This window comes from Dasania marina DSM 21967 (assembly GCF_000373485.1).
Classification (GTDB): Bacteria; Pseudomonadota; Gammaproteobacteria; order Pseudomonadales; family Dasaniaceae; genus Dasania; species Dasania marina.
In genome coordinates this window covers 782,274-799,681 of sequence record NZ_KB891575.1, presented here as the reverse complement: position 1 = coordinate 799,681, position 17,408 = coordinate 782,274, and the positions used below count along the sequence as shown (strand labels likewise).

General features: G+C 48.6%; 16 protein-coding genes. 11 read left to right on the top strand and 5 right to left on the bottom strand.

From position 1 onward, the window contains the following. Nucleotides 1-89 precede the first annotated feature (89 nt). Entirely contained in the window at nt 90-941 is an 852-nt protein-coding gene (hexR, locus tag B067_RS0103690; RefSeq protein WP_019528706.1) for a transcriptional regulator HexR, read from the top strand. Between the two features lie 106 nt (nt 942-1,047). Beyond that, nucleotides 1,048-2,013, top strand: coding sequence for a Fic family protein (locus B067_RS0103685; protein WP_019528705.1), 966 nt, complete (start codon nt 1,048-1,050; stop codon nt 2,011-2,013). A 132-nt stretch (nt 2,014-2,145) separates the two neighbouring features. Here B067_RS0103685 and B067_RS0103680 read toward each other — a convergent pair whose 3' ends face one another. Together B067_RS0103680 and B067_RS0103675 are read right to left on the bottom strand one after the other, a co-directional pair. Beyond that, nucleotides 2,146-3,069, bottom strand: coding sequence for a redoxin domain-containing protein (locus B067_RS0103680; RefSeq protein WP_019528704.1), 924 nt, complete (start codon nt 3,067-3,069; stop codon nt 2,146-2,148). A gap of 21 nt (nt 3,070-3,090) precedes the next feature. After that, on the bottom strand, nt 3,091-3,582 hold the full coding sequence (locus tag B067_RS0103675) for a carboxymuconolactone decarboxylase family protein (RefSeq protein ID WP_019528703.1): 492 nt from the start codon (nt 3,580-3,582) through the stop codon (nt 3,091-3,093). 164 nt (nt 3,583-3,746) lie between these two features. On the opposite strand from B067_RS0103675, the gene B067_RS0103670 reads away from it, so the two are divergent. The 7 genes from B067_RS0103670 to B067_RS0103640 all read left to right on the top strand — a co-directional run bounded on the left by B067_RS0103670 (nt 3,747) and on the right by B067_RS0103640 (nt 10,375). Further along, nucleotides 3,747-4,571 (top strand): AraC family transcriptional regulator, encoded by an 825-nt coding sequence (locus B067_RS0103670; protein ID WP_019528702.1) that lies wholly within the window; start codon nt 3,747-3,749, stop codon nt 4,569-4,571. 59 nt (nt 4,572-4,630) lie between these two features. Next, complete coding sequence (locus B067_RS0103665) at nt 4,631-4,963, top strand: YnfA family protein (protein ID WP_019528701.1); 333 nt, start codon at nt 4,631-4,633, stop codon at nt 4,961-4,963. Between the two features lie 48 nt (nt 4,964-5,011). Beyond that, nucleotides 5,012-5,464 (top strand): glutaredoxin domain-containing protein, encoded by a 453-nt coding sequence (locus B067_RS0103660; protein WP_019528700.1) that lies wholly within the window; start codon nt 5,012-5,014, stop codon nt 5,462-5,464. 119 nt (nt 5,465-5,583) lie between these two features. Beyond that, nucleotides 5,584-7,308, top strand: a complete 1,725-nt coding sequence (locus B067_RS0103655) for a SulP family inorganic anion transporter (protein ID WP_019528699.1) — start codon at nt 5,584-5,586, stop codon at nt 7,306-7,308. A 94-nt stretch (nt 7,309-7,402) separates the two neighbouring features. Further along, nucleotides 7,403-8,116 carry a ZIP family metal transporter gene (locus B067_RS0103650; protein ID WP_019528698.1) on the top strand — a complete coding sequence of 238 codons (714 nt, stop codon included), beginning with the start codon at nt 7,403-7,405 and terminating at the stop codon, nt 8,114-8,116. 25 nt (nt 8,117-8,141) lie between these two features. Further along, nucleotides 8,142-9,062 carry a cation diffusion facilitator family transporter gene (locus tag B067_RS0103645; RefSeq protein ID WP_019528697.1) on the top strand — a complete coding sequence of 307 codons (921 nt, stop codon included), beginning with the start codon at nt 8,142-8,144 and terminating at the stop codon, nt 9,060-9,062. 38 nt (nt 9,063-9,100) lie between these two features. Next, complete coding sequence (locus tag B067_RS0103640; protein ID WP_019528696.1) at nt 9,101-10,375, top strand: O-acetylhomoserine aminocarboxypropyltransferase/cysteine synthase family protein; 1,275 nt, start codon at nt 9,101-9,103, stop codon at nt 10,373-10,375. Between the two features lie 187 nt (nt 10,376-10,562). Here the strand turns inward: B067_RS0103640 and B067_RS19595 are convergent, their stop codons facing one another. The 3 genes from B067_RS19595 to B067_RS19590 all read right to left on the bottom strand — a co-directional run bounded on the left by B067_RS19595 (nt 10,563) and on the right by B067_RS19590 (nt 14,156). Next, nucleotides 10,563-12,269 (bottom strand): GAF domain-containing hybrid sensor histidine kinase/response regulator, encoded by a 1,707-nt coding sequence (locus tag B067_RS19595; RefSeq protein ID WP_019528695.1) that lies wholly within the window; start codon nt 12,267-12,269, stop codon nt 10,563-10,565. 183 nt (nt 12,270-12,452) lie between these two features. Next, nucleotides 12,453-13,241 (bottom strand): co-chaperone DjlA, encoded by a 789-nt coding sequence (djlA, locus tag B067_RS0103630; RefSeq protein ID WP_019528694.1) that lies wholly within the window; start codon nt 13,239-13,241, stop codon nt 12,453-12,455. 24 nt (nt 13,242-13,265) lie between these two features. Beyond that, the gene (locus B067_RS19590) at nt 13,266-14,156 is read right to left on the bottom strand and encodes a lysophospholipid acyltransferase family protein (RefSeq protein ID WP_019528693.1); all 891 of its coding nucleotides are present in this window, start codon (nt 14,154-14,156) and stop codon (nt 13,266-13,268) included. 203 nt (nt 14,157-14,359) lie between these two features. Here B067_RS19590 and glyQ point away from each other — a divergent pair, with 203 nt between their 5' ends. Together glyQ and glyS are read left to right on the top strand one after the other, a co-directional pair. Continuing rightward, on the top strand, nt 14,360-15,298 hold the full coding sequence (gene glyQ, locus B067_RS0103620; protein WP_019528692.1) for a glycine--tRNA ligase subunit alpha: 939 nt from the start codon (nt 14,360-14,362) through the stop codon (nt 15,296-15,298). Beyond that, the gene (glyS, locus tag B067_RS0103615; protein ID WP_019528691.1) at nt 15,298-17,388 is read left to right on the top strand and encodes a glycine--tRNA ligase subunit beta; all 2,091 of its coding nucleotides are present in this window, start codon (nt 15,298-15,300) and stop codon (nt 17,386-17,388) included. Before glyQ ends, glyS begins: the two co-directional genes overlap by 1 nt. Nucleotides 17,389-17,408 lie beyond the last annotated feature (20 nt).

The window sequence follows — 17,408 nt, the reverse complement described above, 5'->3', positions numbered from 1 at the left end:
CGCACAGGACGGATGAAAAAAAAATGGTTACACTCCCTGTTTTAGGCTGTTCACCTCATAAACGTCTGTAGCCAATACTAAGGGCCACCGTGAAGCCACGTAATATTATTAAAATTATTGAAAACTGTGAGCCCAATTTGCGCAAATCTGAGCGCAAAGTAGCCGATTATGTACTAGCCAACCCCAGCGAGGTCATACACCGCCGCATCGTCGACCTAGCCAGCGCCGCCGATGTCAGCGAGCCCACCGTGGTGCGCTTTTGTCGCGCCATAGGTTGCAGCGGCTTTCAGGATTTTAAGGTATTACTGGCGCAACACATCGCCCACAACTCCCAGTATCAGGAGTTTAGCCTGCACGAATCAGACTCGGCGCGGGAATACACCAACAAGGTCTTTGACTCCACCATAGACACCCTCAAACGGGTGCGCGATAGCATAGACGTATACACCATAGAGCAGGCCGTGGCCGCCTTAATGCTGGCCAGACGGGTAGAGTTTTATGGCTTTGGTGCCTCCAGCCCAGTGGCCACCGATGCTCAACACAAGTTTTTCCGCCTGCAAATTCCATCCTCAGCCTATTCCGACCCCCATATTCAGGCTATGTCGGCGATGTCGCTGACCGATGAGGATGTAGTGGTCGCCATTTCGCAAACGGGCCGTACCCAGATACTGTTAGATGGTATGGCCCTAGTTAAAGAATCGGGCGCTACCATCATAGGCCTAGCCCCCAGTAACACGCCGGTGGCACTGGAATGCGATATCCCACTGCATATAGATGTAGAGGAAGACACCGAAAACTACACCCCGCTACCCTCACGCATCGCCCATATGGCGGTTATAGATATACTGGCCGTGGGCGTATCTAAGGCCAAGGGGCCGGCCATAGGCGAGCACTTGCAGAAGGTTAACCGCGGGTTACAATCATTACGCAAAACAAAATAGGTAACAATCTTACTTACTACCTAATTTATGTATCTACAACCTAAAAACGGCAAAATTAGAACAATAAATATGGTATTAATCCAATTTAATACCTATATTAAGTCGCATGACTACCCCACAGCTCCCTCATATACTCGCGCTTAGCTTTTCCCTACTGCAAGCCCAGCAACTGGCCAGCCTCAAATACCAGCAAGGCCGCTACGCCGCCCAAGCAAGTATTTCCCCCGACTGGCTGGCCAGCCTAATAAGATACAACGATCAGCAGGCCGACTTGCTACTCAGTACACTTACTCTAGACGGCACCGCCTTCAATTATCAACAGGCCATTACCTACTCGCGCAGCCTACATCTGGCCGATCTAAGCGCTACACAGATACAGCAACTGCACCAGCAGCTACACCCCAAGGGCGGGCAATGGCGCAGCCTGAAGTTAACATTACCGCTACGTCACCAAAGTGGCCAACAACTTGTCATCGCCAGCCATAGCAATCCCGTCACCGAGAGCATTGAGCTAGCGCTGCAACAGTTACGCGGGCACATCGCCGCCGAAGTAGAGCCCTTAATCGCCATACCGGTTTTTATCTACGACCTATTGCAGCTGTTCCCCTTTTTAAATGGCAACCGCCGCATCGCACTATTGCTCCTTAGAGAGCTATTAATAGAGCAAGGCCATGAGGTGTTGCAGTATCAAAGTATGGAAGCCTTGATACTGCGCACCGACCCGCAGTTTTATACCCAGCTCTATGCCTGCAGCCGACAACAGGCACCGCTGCAAGACTGGTTAATGTATTGCTGGCAGCTGTTGCAGCAGTGCTATCAAGGCTTTGAACAGGCCTGCGCGCAAAACGGCATCAGCAATAAACGCGGCAGTAAAACCCAATTGATACAACAAACGCTGGCCAGCTTCGAGCGGCCCTTTTCTTTAAGCGAGTTACAGCAGCAACTGCCCAGCATAGGACCAGATATGATACGTAAGGTGGTCCGTGACTGCCGCAAACTAGGCCTACTGCAAAGCACTGGCCGCGGCCGTGCGGCAAAATGGATTTATAACCATGGCGCTGCCGGCGATTAATTAATAGCTTTACTAAAGCCGTAGCTAACCTCCTCGACTCTACTACTTAGCCTTTACAGACCGCCTTATGTATCATCTATAAATAAGGCTACGTTAATCCAATAGAACGCTATCGTCCCTGCTTGGCGGTTACTACATCCTGTTAGCTAGCTGCTGCTGAACATGGAGGTATGAGGAGAAGTCCTTAATGCGCAGCACCTCGCTACCATTTTTAAACAGCAATAAAGTGGGCAGTGTTTTAACGCCATAGCGAACAGAGGCCGCGTTATTTTTATCTATCAACACTTCGCTACTAAGCTGATATTTTTGCTTATAGTCGGCAACGTCGGCAAGCTCGGTCCATAAGCGTGAAACCCATGTCTGTAGGCTCAGTGTGGGATAAGCCACTAGCAATTGCTTCAGCACCTGCTGGCCCTGCACACAGTTTTTACTTTGCTCAGGCCTAGACTCTGCTAAATACCAATCACACCACGTCGCGGTAAAATACAGCGCGCTAAGACCCTGCTGAGCTAGCACTGGCAATGCGCTGCTGTGCTGGCCCTCGACGATATTAACGCGCTCTAGGTAGCTGTCGCTACTAGCCAACATGGCCAGCCGCTGCTTTAGGCGCGCATCCACCTTATGACCCTTGTGTACGACCCGACCTTGACCATCGATTAAGATATGCAAAGGCGTGCCCAGCAAATCAAAGGCCTGACTTAATCGGCCGTCACTATCTTGTACCGTCGGCATGCTCATGCCGTATTTTTCTATCATCGCTAGCACTGCCGCCCTGTCTTCATTTAAATCTATATTGACTGATAAGAATGCAAGGCTGTCGCCATAGTGTTGCGACGCTTCGACAAAGTGCGGCATTTGCTGATTGCAGGGCACGCACCAACTGGCCCAGAATTTTATATACTGCGGCCTTTTACCCAGCAGCTGGGACACCGCTACGGGCTTGCCGTTAATGTCGCTGGCCGGCAAGTTCAGCAGCGCCTGTTCATAGGCCTGCGCGGTAGTGGCTAGCAATAGCCACACGGCAAGCAAGCGGAAAAGGTTTATTACGCATGTCATCTCGCTACTCCTTACAGCTTATTACGATGATTTAAGTATGTGATCAAACTGGCCGACCTTATAAGAGCCCACATCGGCACCAAAACACAGCGCTAAACGATTCCACGTATTGATATTAGTAATGGTAAGGGTTAAATCGACTATGGCTTTATCATCGAACAAGGTTCGTAGCTGTTGTAGCTGCTCTGGGCGCTGCTCCGCCTGCTGCCATTGCGTTAGGGTTTCACACCAGGCTAATGCCGCGCGTTCTTGCGGGGAATAAAACGGCGCTTCCCGCCAGGCACTAAGCGCATACAAACGCTGCTCGGTTTCCGCCAGGGCGCGGCTATCTTTGTTGTGCATGTCTAGGCAATAGGCACAGCCGTTTAATTGCGAAACTCGAATTTTGACTAACTCTATAAGTTTTTCACTCAACCCCTGCTCATCATGTTGCGCACTGAGATAACGCTCCAGCCCTATAAAGGCAGCCATGGCATCGGGGGCCACTTGGTAATAATTCAGTTGTTCTGGCATGAGTAATTCCTCTATCGCTAATGATTCAAATCTGAGTCATAGCCTATGCCTATACGGCTGCCGTGCATTGTATATTTTCGCCATCGTCAGCTTTCTTAGGGGCCGTACTTTTTTCGTACTAGGCTTTTGTTATACTGCTCCCATTGTTCTTTAGGCTCACGGCGATGCACTCATTGTCTCATCTCGGTTTTCAACGCTATGCCCCGCAGCCGGCACTGGCGCCCTATGTGCAATGCTATTGGCAGATTAACCTACGTCAGGCGTCACCGTCACAAACCCCTGAGTTTATGCACCCTGAAGGTGGCAGCGGCATTATTTTTAATTTTGCCGATAGCATAAGCCTCAATAACATCAGCCTAGGCCAGGGCAGCTTCGTCATCGGACCCAACCGCCGCTCCGCACAACTGTGGCTGGCTAATGAAGTCGACACCTTCGGCGTGCGCTTTCACCCCGGCAAGGGTCGCGCCATACTCGCGCTACCGTTAATCGAGCTGCTAGATAGCATGGTCAACCCCGACCAGCTGGCACTGCCTACGCTGGGCGATGAGCTGGCCGAGCAATTAGCGGCGCTAAGCACCGGCCACGCTAGAGTGGCGCACATAGAAAACGTACTGCTGGCACAGCTGGGCCCGCGGCCCGTACTAGACCCTAGATTGGATTATGCCCTGCAGTGGATTAACGCTAACCATGGCCTTAAACCTGTGGCCCAGCTTGGCTCTCAACGTAGCATGCTGCCGTCAACCTCAGCGCTAAGCCAACGGCAACTCGATCGCCTATTTCAGCAGCAACTAGGGTTAAGCCCAAAACAATACAGCCGCCTGCGCCAAGCAGACTATGCCCGGCAATTATTAAAACAGGCTCCCGCCCAGCAAAGCCTTACCGATATCAGCTACCTAGCGGGCTTTTATGACCAAGCCCATTTTATTCACCAGTTTCGCCAAGTAGTTGGTATTACCCCGGGCGACTATAGAGCCATAAAAACCTCATAACACCGCAATGCTTTACGTTACACTAAGCCTCTCATTCATTACCGCTACACAACCTCGCTATGTTTGAACTTAAAACCCTAGGCTTATTTGCCCTTACCGCCCTAGCCGAAATCGCTGGCTGCTACCTGCCCTACCTATGGCTAAAGCAGGGCAAAAGCGCCTTGCTACTCATCCCCGCCGCTATCTGCTTGGCCGCCTTTGCCTGGTTACTATCGCTGCACCCCGAAGCGGCCGGGCGCGTGTATGCCGCCTATGGTGGTGTCTATATAGGTATGGCTATAATCTGGCTGTGGCTGGTAGATGGCATTAACCCCAGCGTCTGGGATATAGTCGGTAGCCTAGTGGCACTGTTGGGCATGGCCATCATCTTTTTTGCCCCCAGGCAGCTATAGTGTTTATCACTCATAGCCATTTAACGTAATAGCCAAGGAATAGTAGGCATGCCCCGTTTAGCCATACTGCTAACCACGACCCTATTGTTAAGTTTTTCATCGCTAAGCTATAGCGAAATATATAAGTGGGTAGATGAAAACGGCCGGGTGCACTTTAGTGATAGTAAAGACACCCAGCAGCCGGTAGAAACCGTCACCTTACAAATGAATAGCTACCAGCATGTATCCTTTGAGTCGCTACCCCAAAACAGCAGCATTGTTAGCCGCACGGTTAAAATGTATTCCGCCGTTTGGTGCGGCTACTGCAAGAAAGCGAAACAATATTTTATCGCCCAAGGCATACCGTTTATAGAATTAGACATTGATAAAAACCCGCAGGCCAAACGCGAATACAAGGCCCTAGGGGCAAAAGGGGTACCGGTGATTTTAGTGGGTAATAAACGCATGAATGGTTTTAGCGTGAAAGGCTTTCAACGTATTTACTCGTCCTCGGACTCCTAAGCCGCCATCGATAGTGCTACCGTCCCATTTTGTTGCTGTAGCTTTTACCTTTACACTAACAACAACTTTTTTGGCCTTAACCGCCTAGATAAAAACGTCTCCATACCAGGGCTCTGTTTATGTTATCCAAGCTATTTCCCGGACTACTGTGGCTACAGGGCTATAGCAAAAGTACATTTTTAAGTGACTTATCTTCGGGGCTAACCACCGGGGTTTTGCTAATACCGCAGGGCATGGGTTATGCCATGGTGGCAGGCTTGCCACCGGAAGTGGGGCTGTATGCCGCCATCTTCCCACCACTACTGTATGCCCTCTTGGGCACCTCCAACAAAGTATCGATAGGGCCTGTGGCTTTAGATGCCATATTAATACTCTCGGGTTTAAGCCTATTGGCCGAACCGGGTAGCGAGCACTACCTGCAATTAGCAGTACTGCTAAGCCTTTTGGTAGGCCTACTGCAATTTGCCTTTGGTTTATTACGGCTGGGATTTATTGCCAACTTTTTATCTTACCCGGTGATAGTGGGTTATACCTCGGCGGCAGCAGTGATTATTATCTGCAACCAGTTACAAAGCTTAGTGGGCGTAGAGGTAGCCGCCGCTAATGTGTTTAACCAGCTTTATCTGTTGTTGCTAGCTAGCCCGGCGTGGACGCCCTACACCGTGGTGATAGGTGTAAGCAGCCTACTGTTAATGTATCTTGGCAATCGCTACAAGCCCAAGCTGCCCATGGCTTTGCTCTTATTAATCGTTGGTATGCTGTGCTCTGGACTGTTGCAGCTGTCACAATACGGTGTCGCCACCATAACCAGCATCCCACAAGGCTTGCCCATGTTGGCGCTGCCCAACCTTAATCTAGAGCAAATAAGCCAGCTATTACCGGTAGCCTTTACTGTGGCTTTTATGGGTTATGTGGGCGCTATTTCTATTAGTAAATCACAGGAAACGCCTAGCGATAAGCATACCGCCAAGCCCAATCAAGAGCTGATTGCTTTAGGCGCCGCCAACATTCTAGGCTCACTTTTTCGCGCTTTGCCCGTATCCGCTAGCTTTTCTCGCAGTGCCGTCTTTGTGAAGGCTGGCGCGAAAACGCAAATATCGGCATTAATCTCAGCGGCCTTTATCGCTCTGATCTTGTTATTTTTAAGCCCTTTATTTAGCCAATACCCTCTACCTAAAACAGTACTCGCTGCCATTATTATTATGTCGGTGCTGGGCTTATTCAAGTACGGTGAAATGAAGTCGCTGTTGCAGCAAGACAAGAAAGAATTTCTGTCGCTGCTGGTTACCTTTTTTATTACCTTACTCTTGGGTGTACAACAGGGCTTACTAGCAGGCGTACTGGTTTCCATTATGGTGGTGGTGTATCGCAGTGCTATTCCGCATATGACCGAGCTGGGCTTACTGGCCGACCGCCAGCTGTATCGCAACATCAATCGCTTTCAACAGGCGCAGGTACGCGAGGAGCTATTAATTTTTCGCTTTGACGCACCGCTATATTTTGCCAACAAAGATTATTTCACCACCAATTTATACGCCTGGATTAAGCAACGCCCCAGCGGCACATTAAAGGCCGTTATTTTTGATGCTGAATCCGTTAACAGTGTCGACAGCACCGCTATTAAGATGCTGGCCCATTTCATCGTTAACCTGCAGCAGCAAAACATTGAGTTATATCTATCCCATTTAATTGGTCCAGTGCGCGACGCTTTACTAAACTCGCCATTGGCGGAGCACCTCACCAAGGAGCAAATCTTTGCCACCACCGCCGATGCCGTGGCTTATTTTGATGGTGGTGAGCACAGCGGTGCAGATATCGCCTTACAAACTAACCCAGCTCGCTAGTTAATCCCTTGCTTTAATACAAGCTAGCTACACCTTTACTATCGGCGTCTTTCTATCACTCATGATTTTTTACTCATAAGCTAAGCTTTTACCCATGACCCTATTCACCATTATTGTTTTATGTTTAATCGCAGGCTTGGCCATGCCCGCAGGTGCATTACTGGCCCGTATAGAATCCATTAAACCGCTGTGGCTAGAACAAGAACTCAGGCACAGCCTATTGGCTTTTGGCGGCGGCGCGCTGCTGTCGGCGGTGGCCTTGGTGTTAGTGCCCGACAGCTTGCCGCATCTATCCAGCGGCGCTGCAGCCCTTTTATTGCTTAGCGGCGGCTTAGCCTTTATGGCTTTAGATTGGTTTTTAGCCAAACACCAAACACCCGCCGGGCAACTGGCAGCTATGCTCAGTGATTTTATACCCGAGGCTATGGCTTTGGGGGCGGCCTTTGCCCTACACCGACCTAGTGGCTTTTTATTAGCCGGGCTAATTGCCCTGCAAAATTTACCTGAAGGCTTTAACGCTTTTCGCGAATTGGCTAATGGCTCTAGACTAAAGCCGGGGCGTATTATTTTATACTTTAGCCTTATGGCTTTATTAGGGCCTGTGGCTGGGGTTATCGGTTTTTATTGGTTGGCACAACAAGCTACGCTATTGGCCGGCATTATGTTGCTGGCCTCTGGCGGTATTTTATATTCAGTGTTTCAAGATATAGCCCCGCAAGTGCCCCTGCAAAAACACTGGGCACCGCCTATGGGGGCGGTTTTAGGCTTTATGTTTGGTATGCTTGGCTATATGCTTAGCCAACATTAACAAGCCCTATACTTACGAGCCGACTATGCCCTGCCAAAACCAAGCCAAGCGCGAACAAAAAGCCTTATTAGTGTCTCTTTATGGGGTGACCTTTTTTATCGTCTTAGCTTTGGGCTTTGCAGTGTTTACTAACTCTGGGGCAATACTGTTTGACGGTATTTATTCGCTGATTGCCTTTGCCACCACGCTAGTCACCTTAAAGGTGGCCAAACTGGCCGAAAAACCGGATGACGAATTGTTCCACTTTGGCTACACCTCTTTAGAGCCTACCCTTAACTTATTTAAATCCCTAATAATAATAGTGGCCTGTGTGTACGCTGGGGTTGAAGCCTTAATGCGCTTGCGAACCGGCGGCACTTCTGCCGAATACGGCTGGGCGGTAGTCTATGGTGTGCTATCTACAGTGGGTTGTTTTGTAGTGTCCTTTTTTCTAAAAAAAATGGGCCGCGATATACGCTCAGGCTTGCTGGCGGTGGAAGCTAAAACCTGGTTTGTGGACGGCTTGTTCAGCTTATCGGTATTATTAGGCTTTATCGTTGCATGGGTGATCAATCAAACCGCATACGCCGACTTAGCGCCCTATGTAGACCCACTGTTATTGGTTATTTTAGTCGTGCTGGCACTGCCCATACCGGGCCGTATTTTATTAGATAGCTTGCGCGAAGTTATTTTAATGGCTCCGCCCGCCAAAGTGGTGAATGAAATAGAAGCCAAGCTGTTTGAGCTATTGGGCCACATTCCCCATCAATTAATTGAGTTGCGAGTGACTAAGCGCGGCCGTAATACTTATGTAATGGTACATTTTGTGGTGACCGAAGACTTTAAAATAAACTCTATTAAAGAGTTAGACCAGATACGCTATGACACCATGGCCGCATTAAAACTGTGGAACCCAGAAGTGGTGCTGGATATTCTTTTTGTACAAGACTTGGCATTAGCCGAATAACCATCCCTGTCACTAAACCCAAGGAAAAGGCTTTTATTATGAAACTTGAATCACTGGCGTTACATCATGGCTACGAATCTGAAGCGACCACTAAGGCCGCTGCCGTACCCATATACCAAACCACGTCTTTTACTTTTGATAACACCCAGCACGGTGCCGATTTGTTTGACTTAAAAGTACCGGGCAATATTTACAGCCGCATCATGAACCCCACCAACGATGTGTTAGAGCAGCGCCTAGCGGCTATGGAAGGCGGTATAGCCTCGCTGTGTGTCGCCTCAGGCATGGCCGCTATTACTTACGCCATACAATGCCTATGCGATGTAGGCTCCAATATTATTAGCACCAGCCAGCTATACGGCGGCACCTATAATTTATTTGCCCACGCCCTGCCTAGACAAGGCATAGAAGCACGGATGATCTCCCACGATGATTACGCTGGTTTTGAAGCAGCCATAGACGAAAACACCAAGCTGATTTTTTGCGAGTCCATAGGCAACCCCGCCGGCAACGTTGTCGACATCGTAAAACTGGCTGAAATTGCTCACCGCCACGGCCTACCGCTAATGGTAGACAACACCGTAGCCACACCATTTTTATGCCGCCCCTTCGAACTAGGTGCCGACATTGTTATACATTCATTAACCAAATACATAGGCGGCCACGGCACCACCATAGGCGGCATTATTATAGATTCCGGTAAGTTTGATTGGGTAGCCAACAAAGAGCGCTTTGCCGTGCTGAACGAACCCGATCCCTCTTACCACGGCGTGGTATACACCGAGGCCTTAGGCCCAGCCGCGTTTATAGGCCGTTGCCGAGTCGCGCCCCTACGCAATACCGGTGCCGCACTGTCGGCGCAAAGCGCTTTTAATCTTCTGCAGGGTTTAGAAACCTTAGGCCTACGCATGGAACGCCACTGCGAAAACGCCGAAAAGTTAGCCAACTATTTACAAAACCACGACAAGGTTGCCTGGGTTAACTACGCCGCCTTAAAAGACAGCCCCTATTTTGAAACCTGCCAAAAAATAACCGGCGGCAAAGCTTCAGGCATAGTTAGCTTTGGTATTAAAGGCAGCAGCGCAGCCGGCGGCCAATTTATCGACGCCCTGCAAATGATTTTACGTTTAGTGAATATAGGCGATGCCAAATCACTGGCCTGCCACCCTGCATCTACTACTCACCGCCAACTTAACGAACAAGAGTTAGCGGCGGCTGGAGTGAGTACTGACTTGGTACGTATATCCGTGGGGATAGAAAATATAGCCGATATTATTGCTGATGTGGAGCAGGCTTTGGGGGCGGTTAAGTAGCTGTAAGCTGTAAGCTGTAAGCTGTAAGCTGTAAGCTGTAAGCTGTAAGCTGTAAGCTGTAAGCTGTAAGCTGTAAGCTGTAAGCTGTAAGCAAAATTATAATGCCGCCGTAATAGGCGGCAAGCTTTTTGGTGATTTATCGAGGCTATGTGGGGTGTGAGGCCTGATTCCGTCACTTTTTTGGAAATTAAATTTGGTTCTTAAAAATATTGCCAAGCATGACCCTAAAACTAGACTTTGTAACTGGCTTGGCAAGATGATAATCCATACCCGACAAAATACATTTATCGACATGCTCCCCCATAGCATGCGCTGTTAAAGCGCAAATAGGGGCCCGTAGTCTATTATTATTTTCCTCCCATGCCCTAATAATTCGCGTAGCCTCATAACCATCGAGTATGGGCATTTCACAATCCATAAATATCATATCAAAGTTATTATTTACATCACAAAACGTATCCACTGCCTGCCGGCCATTAACTGCCGTAGTCAAACTGACGTTAATGCTAGTTAATAAGACTGACATTATTTTTGCATTAACGCTATTGTCTTCAACAAGCAAAACATGAATACCAGAAAAGTCAGACGATAATTCATTAGCATAATCAATAGCCAGAGGCTGCTCTGCTATTTTTAGATTAAGCTTAATACTAAATATTGAACCTATATCAGGCTCACTATTAACCCATATATCACCATCAAACAATTCTACTAGCTCTTTACAGATAAAAAGCCCCAGACCACTACCACCAAATTGTCGGGTAGTCGATGAATCGGCTTGTTCATACTGCCTAAATATACTCTCAATTTTATCGTTGTTAATACCAATACCTGTATCTTTAACTTCAAATAACAGATTTGCCATTCCGTTTTCTTGCACCAAGGCGCTTACCGACAACTCAACCTTTCCTTTAGATGTGAACTTAAAGGCATTGCTGAGAAGGTTGCCTAGAATTTGCTGGAGGCGTGTTGGATCGCTCTCTAACCACAAAGGTAAATGTTCTTCAAAAACAGTAACCAGTTCAACTAATCCAACGGACGTTAATCTATAGGGAGATGCTATCGATTTTAGTAACTCATGAAAATTAAATACCGTATTCTCAAGCGAAAACTTACCACCATTAATTTTAGAAACATCTAAAATATCATTAATTATCCTAAGTAAGCTTGAAGTTGAAAAATTAATAACTTTTAGCCATTGCTCTTGCTGAGAATCTAAAGCAGTGTCTGCGAGTAAATCCAATGAACCAAAAATACCATTAAGTGGAGTGCGAATTTCATGACTCATATTGGCAAAAAATTCACTTTTCCACTGCGCATTTTCATTGGCATTTTTTAGAGCATTATTCTTTTCATCAATTAATTGATACGAAAACTCTTTATCGATTAAAACTTTTGCGGCCCCAGCGGCTTCTTCAATTAAATTAATATGGTATTCCGTAGGGGCTTGAGGTTGACTATAATAGAGAGCAAAGGTGCCAAGAATAACGTCATTTTTAATAATAGGCTGTGACCAACAAGCCTGAAGATTGGCCCTAAGCGCAGTGGCTTTAAAATCGACCCAATAAGGATGAGTATTAATATTTTCTACAATTACCCGTTCTCCCGTGAATGCAGCGCTACCACAGGACCCTACCCCAATCCCAATAGTCACACCACTGATAGCTTCGTTGTAAAACCTAGGTAAGCTGGGGGCACCGCCTTCGAGTAAATGCATGCTATCGGGGCTCATCAATAATACCGAGCCAAGCATTCCATCAGCTTCGCTTTCTATTAATAAAACCAGATCACGAAGAGACTCCTTTAAACCCTTGTCACTCGTTAACAAGCTTAACAGAGCTCTGTGATAGCCCTGTTTACGCTCAAAAAACTCATATAAAGATTGATTTCCCATTACGGCATACGCTTGTTCTTTAGTATATTATTAATCTAGTCTTTAACATGGTGTTTTTCAACCTAGTTGCCGGGTCATCTCCCCACACCTGACGAGGCAAGGCCTCACACTTTACACAGCCCGGTTAAAGATAAAGCCACAAGGCTACGCCGCCTAAAGTCTCAAGATAAACAGCTTAGCCCCCTACTTGCGGCTCTTCTTAATCAAATCATAAGCGACCTGTATATCCTGCGCTTTTTCTGTTGCCACTTTCATCATATCTTCGGGCACACCTTGGGCGATGAGCTTATCGGGGTGGTGAGCGCTCATGAGTTTACGGTAAGCGTGTTTTAGATCTTTATCACTCACGGTTTTTTCTAGCCCCAGCGCGGTATAGGCTTTATCTAAATCATTGGCACTGGTTTGTTGCTGGCCACCCGCGCCCTGATGGAAGTGTTGCTGCGCCATTAACATGGCCAGTAATTGTTCAAACTGTCGGCTGCCTATGCCCATATAGCCGGCCACGTTGGCTAGTATCTCTTTTTCGTTGGGGTGCAGTTCGCCATCGGCCATGGCTATAGTGAATAAAAACTCTAATAGTAGCGCGGGCAAGTTATGGCTGCGGCCGCCTTTTTCTACAAACTGGGCAATGCTTTGCTGCAAGTTAAATTCAGGCTTGGCGCCCTGCTGAAATAATTCTATGGCTTGCTGCCGGTGCTCGGCGCTTAGGCCCAAACGCGTCATCAGTTGTTCGGCTTGGCTAACCTCTTCTTTACTAATATGGCCATCGGCTTTCGCCAAGTGGCCCATGACTTTAAATACGGTGTCAAAAAACAATTGCTGCTGCTGTACGCGGTTAGCCTGGTAGTCAAAACCCATGGCCTGGCCTAGGCCTCTATCAAAAAAGTGGCCCGCCATTAATCCCAGCAAAGCACCGAAGGGGCCGGCTACGGTAAAACCTAAAACGGCACCTATTATTTTTCCTACTATCACAGCTTATCCTTTTTTAATTGTGTATTACTTTGTTGAGTCACGGTAATTGCGGCGCTGGCCGCCTGGCAATAATTTAAAGCGGTTGTATTCCCATTGATATTGCTCGGGGCATAGCTGCACGCAGGCTTCTACACATTCATTAAGCCCCGCCACTGAGGTGAGCATATCCTCGCTATAGATGCTGGCCGGGGCCGGCTGAAACTGCAGATGAAACTGATTTAAACCCTCACGCTTAGCAACGCCGCTCACCACTCTAGCGCCGGTACGTTTAATCAAGGTATGTACCAAGGTCATGGTGTAGGTGGGCTGGCCATAAAAGTCAGCGAACTCGCCACTGCCTTCGGCCGGGGTTTGGTCGGGTAATATCGCCACCGACTCACCGGCCTTTAAAGCCTTTAACAAGGCTTTGACGCCACGCATATTGGTAGGCGCTAAGGTGATGCCGGTTCTATACCTAGCGGTATGAATAATCTTGTGAAAGCGTGGGTCTTCTGGCGGTTGATATAAGGCAGTTACCTTACAGCGTTTACCCAAATAAACCCCTACCATCTCCCAGCTACCTAAGTGCGGCACAATTAAAATAGTGCCTTTACCGGTTTGTTCGGCTTGCTCTATATGTTCATAGCCACTGACTTGTTTAACCGTTTTTAATAAGCGCTCGGGGCGCCAACGCCATACCGGCCCCATCTCCAATAACAACACACCTAACTGCCGCATGCTTTGTTTAACCAAGGCACGCTGCTGCAGTGGACTTAGTTCGCTAAAACATAAGCCTATGTTAAAGGCGGTAATTTGCCGGGAGCGGCCATTGCTCAACCACGCCACATAGCCCACCCCATTGCCTACTAGACGTAATAGCCATAAGGGGAAAAGGGCAAACAGCTTTAGCGTTGTGGCTGACAACCAAGATTTCATGTTTCAGGGTTTACTCTGTGCAGGAATAAATGAAGTGCGAATCATACCTTGTTGGAGGGCCAACACCAACGCGCAATCAGCCCCCAGCCGCTACAGCCTGGCCCATCTAGCTCAGCTAGGCCAGCACTACTTATACGCTACGAGTCGCGCTATAATGCGCGACTTTATTTCTTTGTTTATCAATTACTCAATTACGTGGCGTTATGAACTCTCAAGTCAGCACTTTTCAGGGACTCATTTTATCCCTACAGCAATTCTGGGCCGAACGCGGCTGCGTTATTTTACAACCGCTGGATATGGAGGTAGGCGCAGGCACCTTTCACCCCGCCACCTTTTTACGCGCCATAGGCCCCGAAACGTGGAACGCCGCCTATGTGCAGCCCTGCCGCCGCCCCACCGATGGCCGCTACGGTGAAAACCCCAACCGCCTGCAGCATTACTACCAGTTTCAAGTAGCGCTAAAGCCCTCGCCCAGTAATATCCAAGAGATGTACTTGGACTCGCTGCGCTTTTTAGGCTTAGACCCCACCATACACGATATACGCTTTGTGGAAGATAACTGGGAATCCCCTACTTTGGGTGCCTGGGGCTTGGGCTGGGAAGTGTGGTTAAACGGTATGGAAGTCACCCAGTTCACTTACTTTCAACAAGTGGGTGGCCTAGAGTGCTACCCGGTTACCGGCGAGATTACCTACGGCCTAGAGCGCATCGCCATGTATTTGCAGGGCGTAGACAGTATTTATGATTTGGTATGGGCCAAAGGCCCCGAAGGTATAGTCACCTACGGCGACGTGTTCCACCAAAACGAAGTGGAGATGTCTACCTACAACTTTGAGCAAGCCGATGTAGAGCAGCTGTTTAAACAGTTTGACCACTGCGAGGCCGAGAGCCAGCGCCTAATCGAGGCCAACCTGCCACTGCCCGCCTATGAGATGGTGATGAAGGCCTCACACGCTTTTAACTTATTAGATGCCCGCCACGCTATTTCGGTTACCGAGCGTCAGCGTTTTATTTTGCGGGTGCGCACCCTGTCCCGCGGTGTGGCACAGGCTTATTTTGATACCCGCAAAGCCCTAGGCTTCCCCCTTGCGAGTGAAGCATTACGTCAAGAAGTACTCGCTGCCAGCGCGGAGGACAAATAATGAGTTCAGTTAGCACCCAAGATTTTCTAGTCGAGATAGGCACCGAAGAGCTACCGCCTACCGCCCTACTAAAACTCCGCAACAGCTTTAGCGCCAGCATTAAACAAAGCTTACAAGCGGCCGAGCTTAATTTTACCGGCCTACAAGCATTCGCTACCCCGCGCCGTTTGGCGGTGGTAGTCACCGCCTTAGCCAGCCAAACCCCACAAAAAGACATCGTCGTTTGGGGGCCACCGGCCAAAATCGCTTTTGATGCCGAGGGTAAGCCTGCCAAGGCCGCGGAAGCGTTTGCCAAAAAAAATGGCGTTACCGTCGCTGAGCTAAAAGTCGAAAACGACGGCAAGGCCGATAAGTTAGTTTTTCGCAGCACGCTAGCGGGCAGCGCCACCGAAACGCTACTAGCCGCCATCGTCGAAAATGCTTTAGATAAATTACCTATCCCCAAGCGCATGCGCTGGGGTGCCAGCCGCATTGAATTTGTCCGTCCGGTGCACTGGCTGGTGATGATGCTAGATGCCAATATTATCCCTTGCGAAATCTTAGGCCTTAAAGCTGCCAATATTAGCCGCGGCCACCGCTTTCACTGCGACACCTACTTAGAGTTTGCCAACCCATCGGTATACCAAGAGTTGCTAGCTAACAGCGGCCACGTCATTGCCTGCTACGATCAGCGTAAAGAAATGATACGCGAGCAGGTTATTGCCGAAGGTAAAAAAATCGGCGGCGTAGCAGTGATTGATGAGAGCCTGCTAGAGGAAGTCACCGGCCTAGTTGAATGGCCGGTAGCCTTAACCGGCTCTTTTGAGCAGCGCTTTTTAGCGGTACCGGCTGAAGCGTTAATCTCCTCTATGGCTGAGCATCAAAAGTATTTCCATGTGGTTGATAGCGAAGGCAACTTGCTGCCGCACTTTATCACCGTGGCCAATATCGTCAGCCTAGACCCGGCGCAGGTGATAGACGGTAACGAGCGCGTTATACGCCCGCGTTTAAGCGATGCCGCATTCTTTTTTGAAACCGATAAGAAAACACCGCTGATTAAACGAGTCGAAAAATTACAGACCGTGGTTTTCCAAGCCAAGCTAGGCACCTTGCGCGACAAGGCCCAGCGCATAGAAAAACTGGCGAGCATACTGGCTGAAAAAATTGGCAGCGATGCCGGCAAAGCCGCTAAGGCTGGCTTGCTATGCAAAGCCGACTTAGTCTCGGACATGGTATTAGAGTTCGATAAGATGCAGGGCATAGCCGGCACCTACTACGCCCTCAATGATGGCGAAGATGCTGAAACGGCCAATGCTATTAAAGATCACTACCTGCCCAAGTTCGCAGGCGACAAACTACCTGAGACTTTAACCGGCTGTGCTGTGGCATTGGCGGATAGGCTAGACACCTTAGTGGGTATATTCGGCATAGGCCAAAAACCTTCTGGCTCTAAAGACCCTTTTGCTTTACGCCGCGCCAGCTTAGCGGTGCTGCGTATTATTGTAGAAAAAGATTTAGATATCGACCTACGTGAATGTTTAGCGCTAGCGCAACAGCAACACGGCGACCTGCCTGCCGCTGAAGGTTTAACGGATACGGTTTTGGCTTATATGCTAGAGCGTTTCCGCGCTTGGTATGAAGAGGCCGGTATTGCTGCGGAAGTGTTTATGGCGGTATCCGCTAAAAACTTGTCGCAACCTTTGGATATAAACCAACGGGTATTAGCGGTTAATCACTTTAGCCAGCTAGCTGAAGCACAAGCTTTAGCGGCAGCGAATAAGCGCGTGTCGAATATTTTAGCCAAGCTAGAAAACCAAGATGGCATAGGCGCGGTTGATAACGCCTTGCTACAACAAGATGAAGAAAAAACCTTGGCCAAGCTAGTAGCTAACAAAGCCGCAACGGTTGCACCTCTATTTGCCCAGCGCCAATACCAAGAGGCTTTAGCCAGCCTAGCGGATTTACGCGAACCGGTAGATCAGTTTTTTGATGCGGTAATGGTTATGGCTGACGATGAAAGTTTAAAAAATAACCGCCTAGCGTTGCTTAAACAACTGCGCGGTTTATTTTTAGAAGTGGCTGATATCTCGCTATTAGTGCCCGCCAAATAATTGATAATTGCTAGAGCGCA

Coding starts and splice junctions, on each gene's coding strand:
- B067_RS0103685 (WP_019528705.1), top strand. CDS start 1,048: ATGACTACCCCACAGCTCCCTCATATACTCGCGCTTAGCTTTTCCCTA.
- B067_RS0103680 (WP_019528704.1), bottom strand. CDS start 3,069: ATGACATGCGTAATAAACCTTTTCCGCTTGCTTGCCGTGTGGCTATTG.
- B067_RS0103675 (WP_019528703.1), bottom strand. CDS start 3,582: ATGCCAGAACAACTGAATTATTACCAAGTGGCCCCCGATGCCATGGCT.
- B067_RS0103670 (WP_019528702.1), top strand. CDS start 3,747: ATGCACTCATTGTCTCATCTCGGTTTTCAACGCTATGCCCCGCAGCCG.
- B067_RS0103665 (WP_019528701.1), top strand. CDS start 4,631: ATGTTTGAACTTAAAACCCTAGGCTTATTTGCCCTTACCGCCCTAGCC.
- B067_RS0103660 (WP_019528700.1), top strand. CDS start 5,012: ATGCCCCGTTTAGCCATACTGCTAACCACGACCCTATTGTTAAGTTTT.
- B067_RS0103655 (WP_019528699.1), top strand. CDS start 5,584: ATGTTATCCAAGCTATTTCCCGGACTACTGTGGCTACAGGGCTATAGC.
- B067_RS0103650 (WP_019528698.1), top strand. CDS start 7,403: ATGACCCTATTCACCATTATTGTTTTATGTTTAATCGCAGGCTTGGCC.
- B067_RS0103645 (WP_019528697.1), top strand. CDS start 8,142: ATGCCCTGCCAAAACCAAGCCAAGCGCGAACAAAAAGCCTTATTAGTG.
- B067_RS0103640 (WP_019528696.1), top strand. CDS start 9,101: ATGAAACTTGAATCACTGGCGTTACATCATGGCTACGAATCTGAAGCG.
- B067_RS19595 (WP_019528695.1), bottom strand. CDS start 12,269: ATGGGAAATCAATCTTTATATGAGTTTTTTGAGCGTAAACAGGGCTAT.
- B067_RS19590 (WP_019528693.1), bottom strand. CDS start 14,156: ATGAAATCTTGGTTGTCAGCCACAACGCTAAAGCTGTTTGCCCTTTTC.
- glyQ (WP_019528692.1), top strand. CDS start 14,360: ATGAACTCTCAAGTCAGCACTTTTCAGGGACTCATTTTATCCCTACAG.
- glyS (WP_019528691.1), top strand. CDS start 15,298: ATGAGTTCAGTTAGCACCCAAGATTTTCTAGTCGAGATAGGCACCGAA.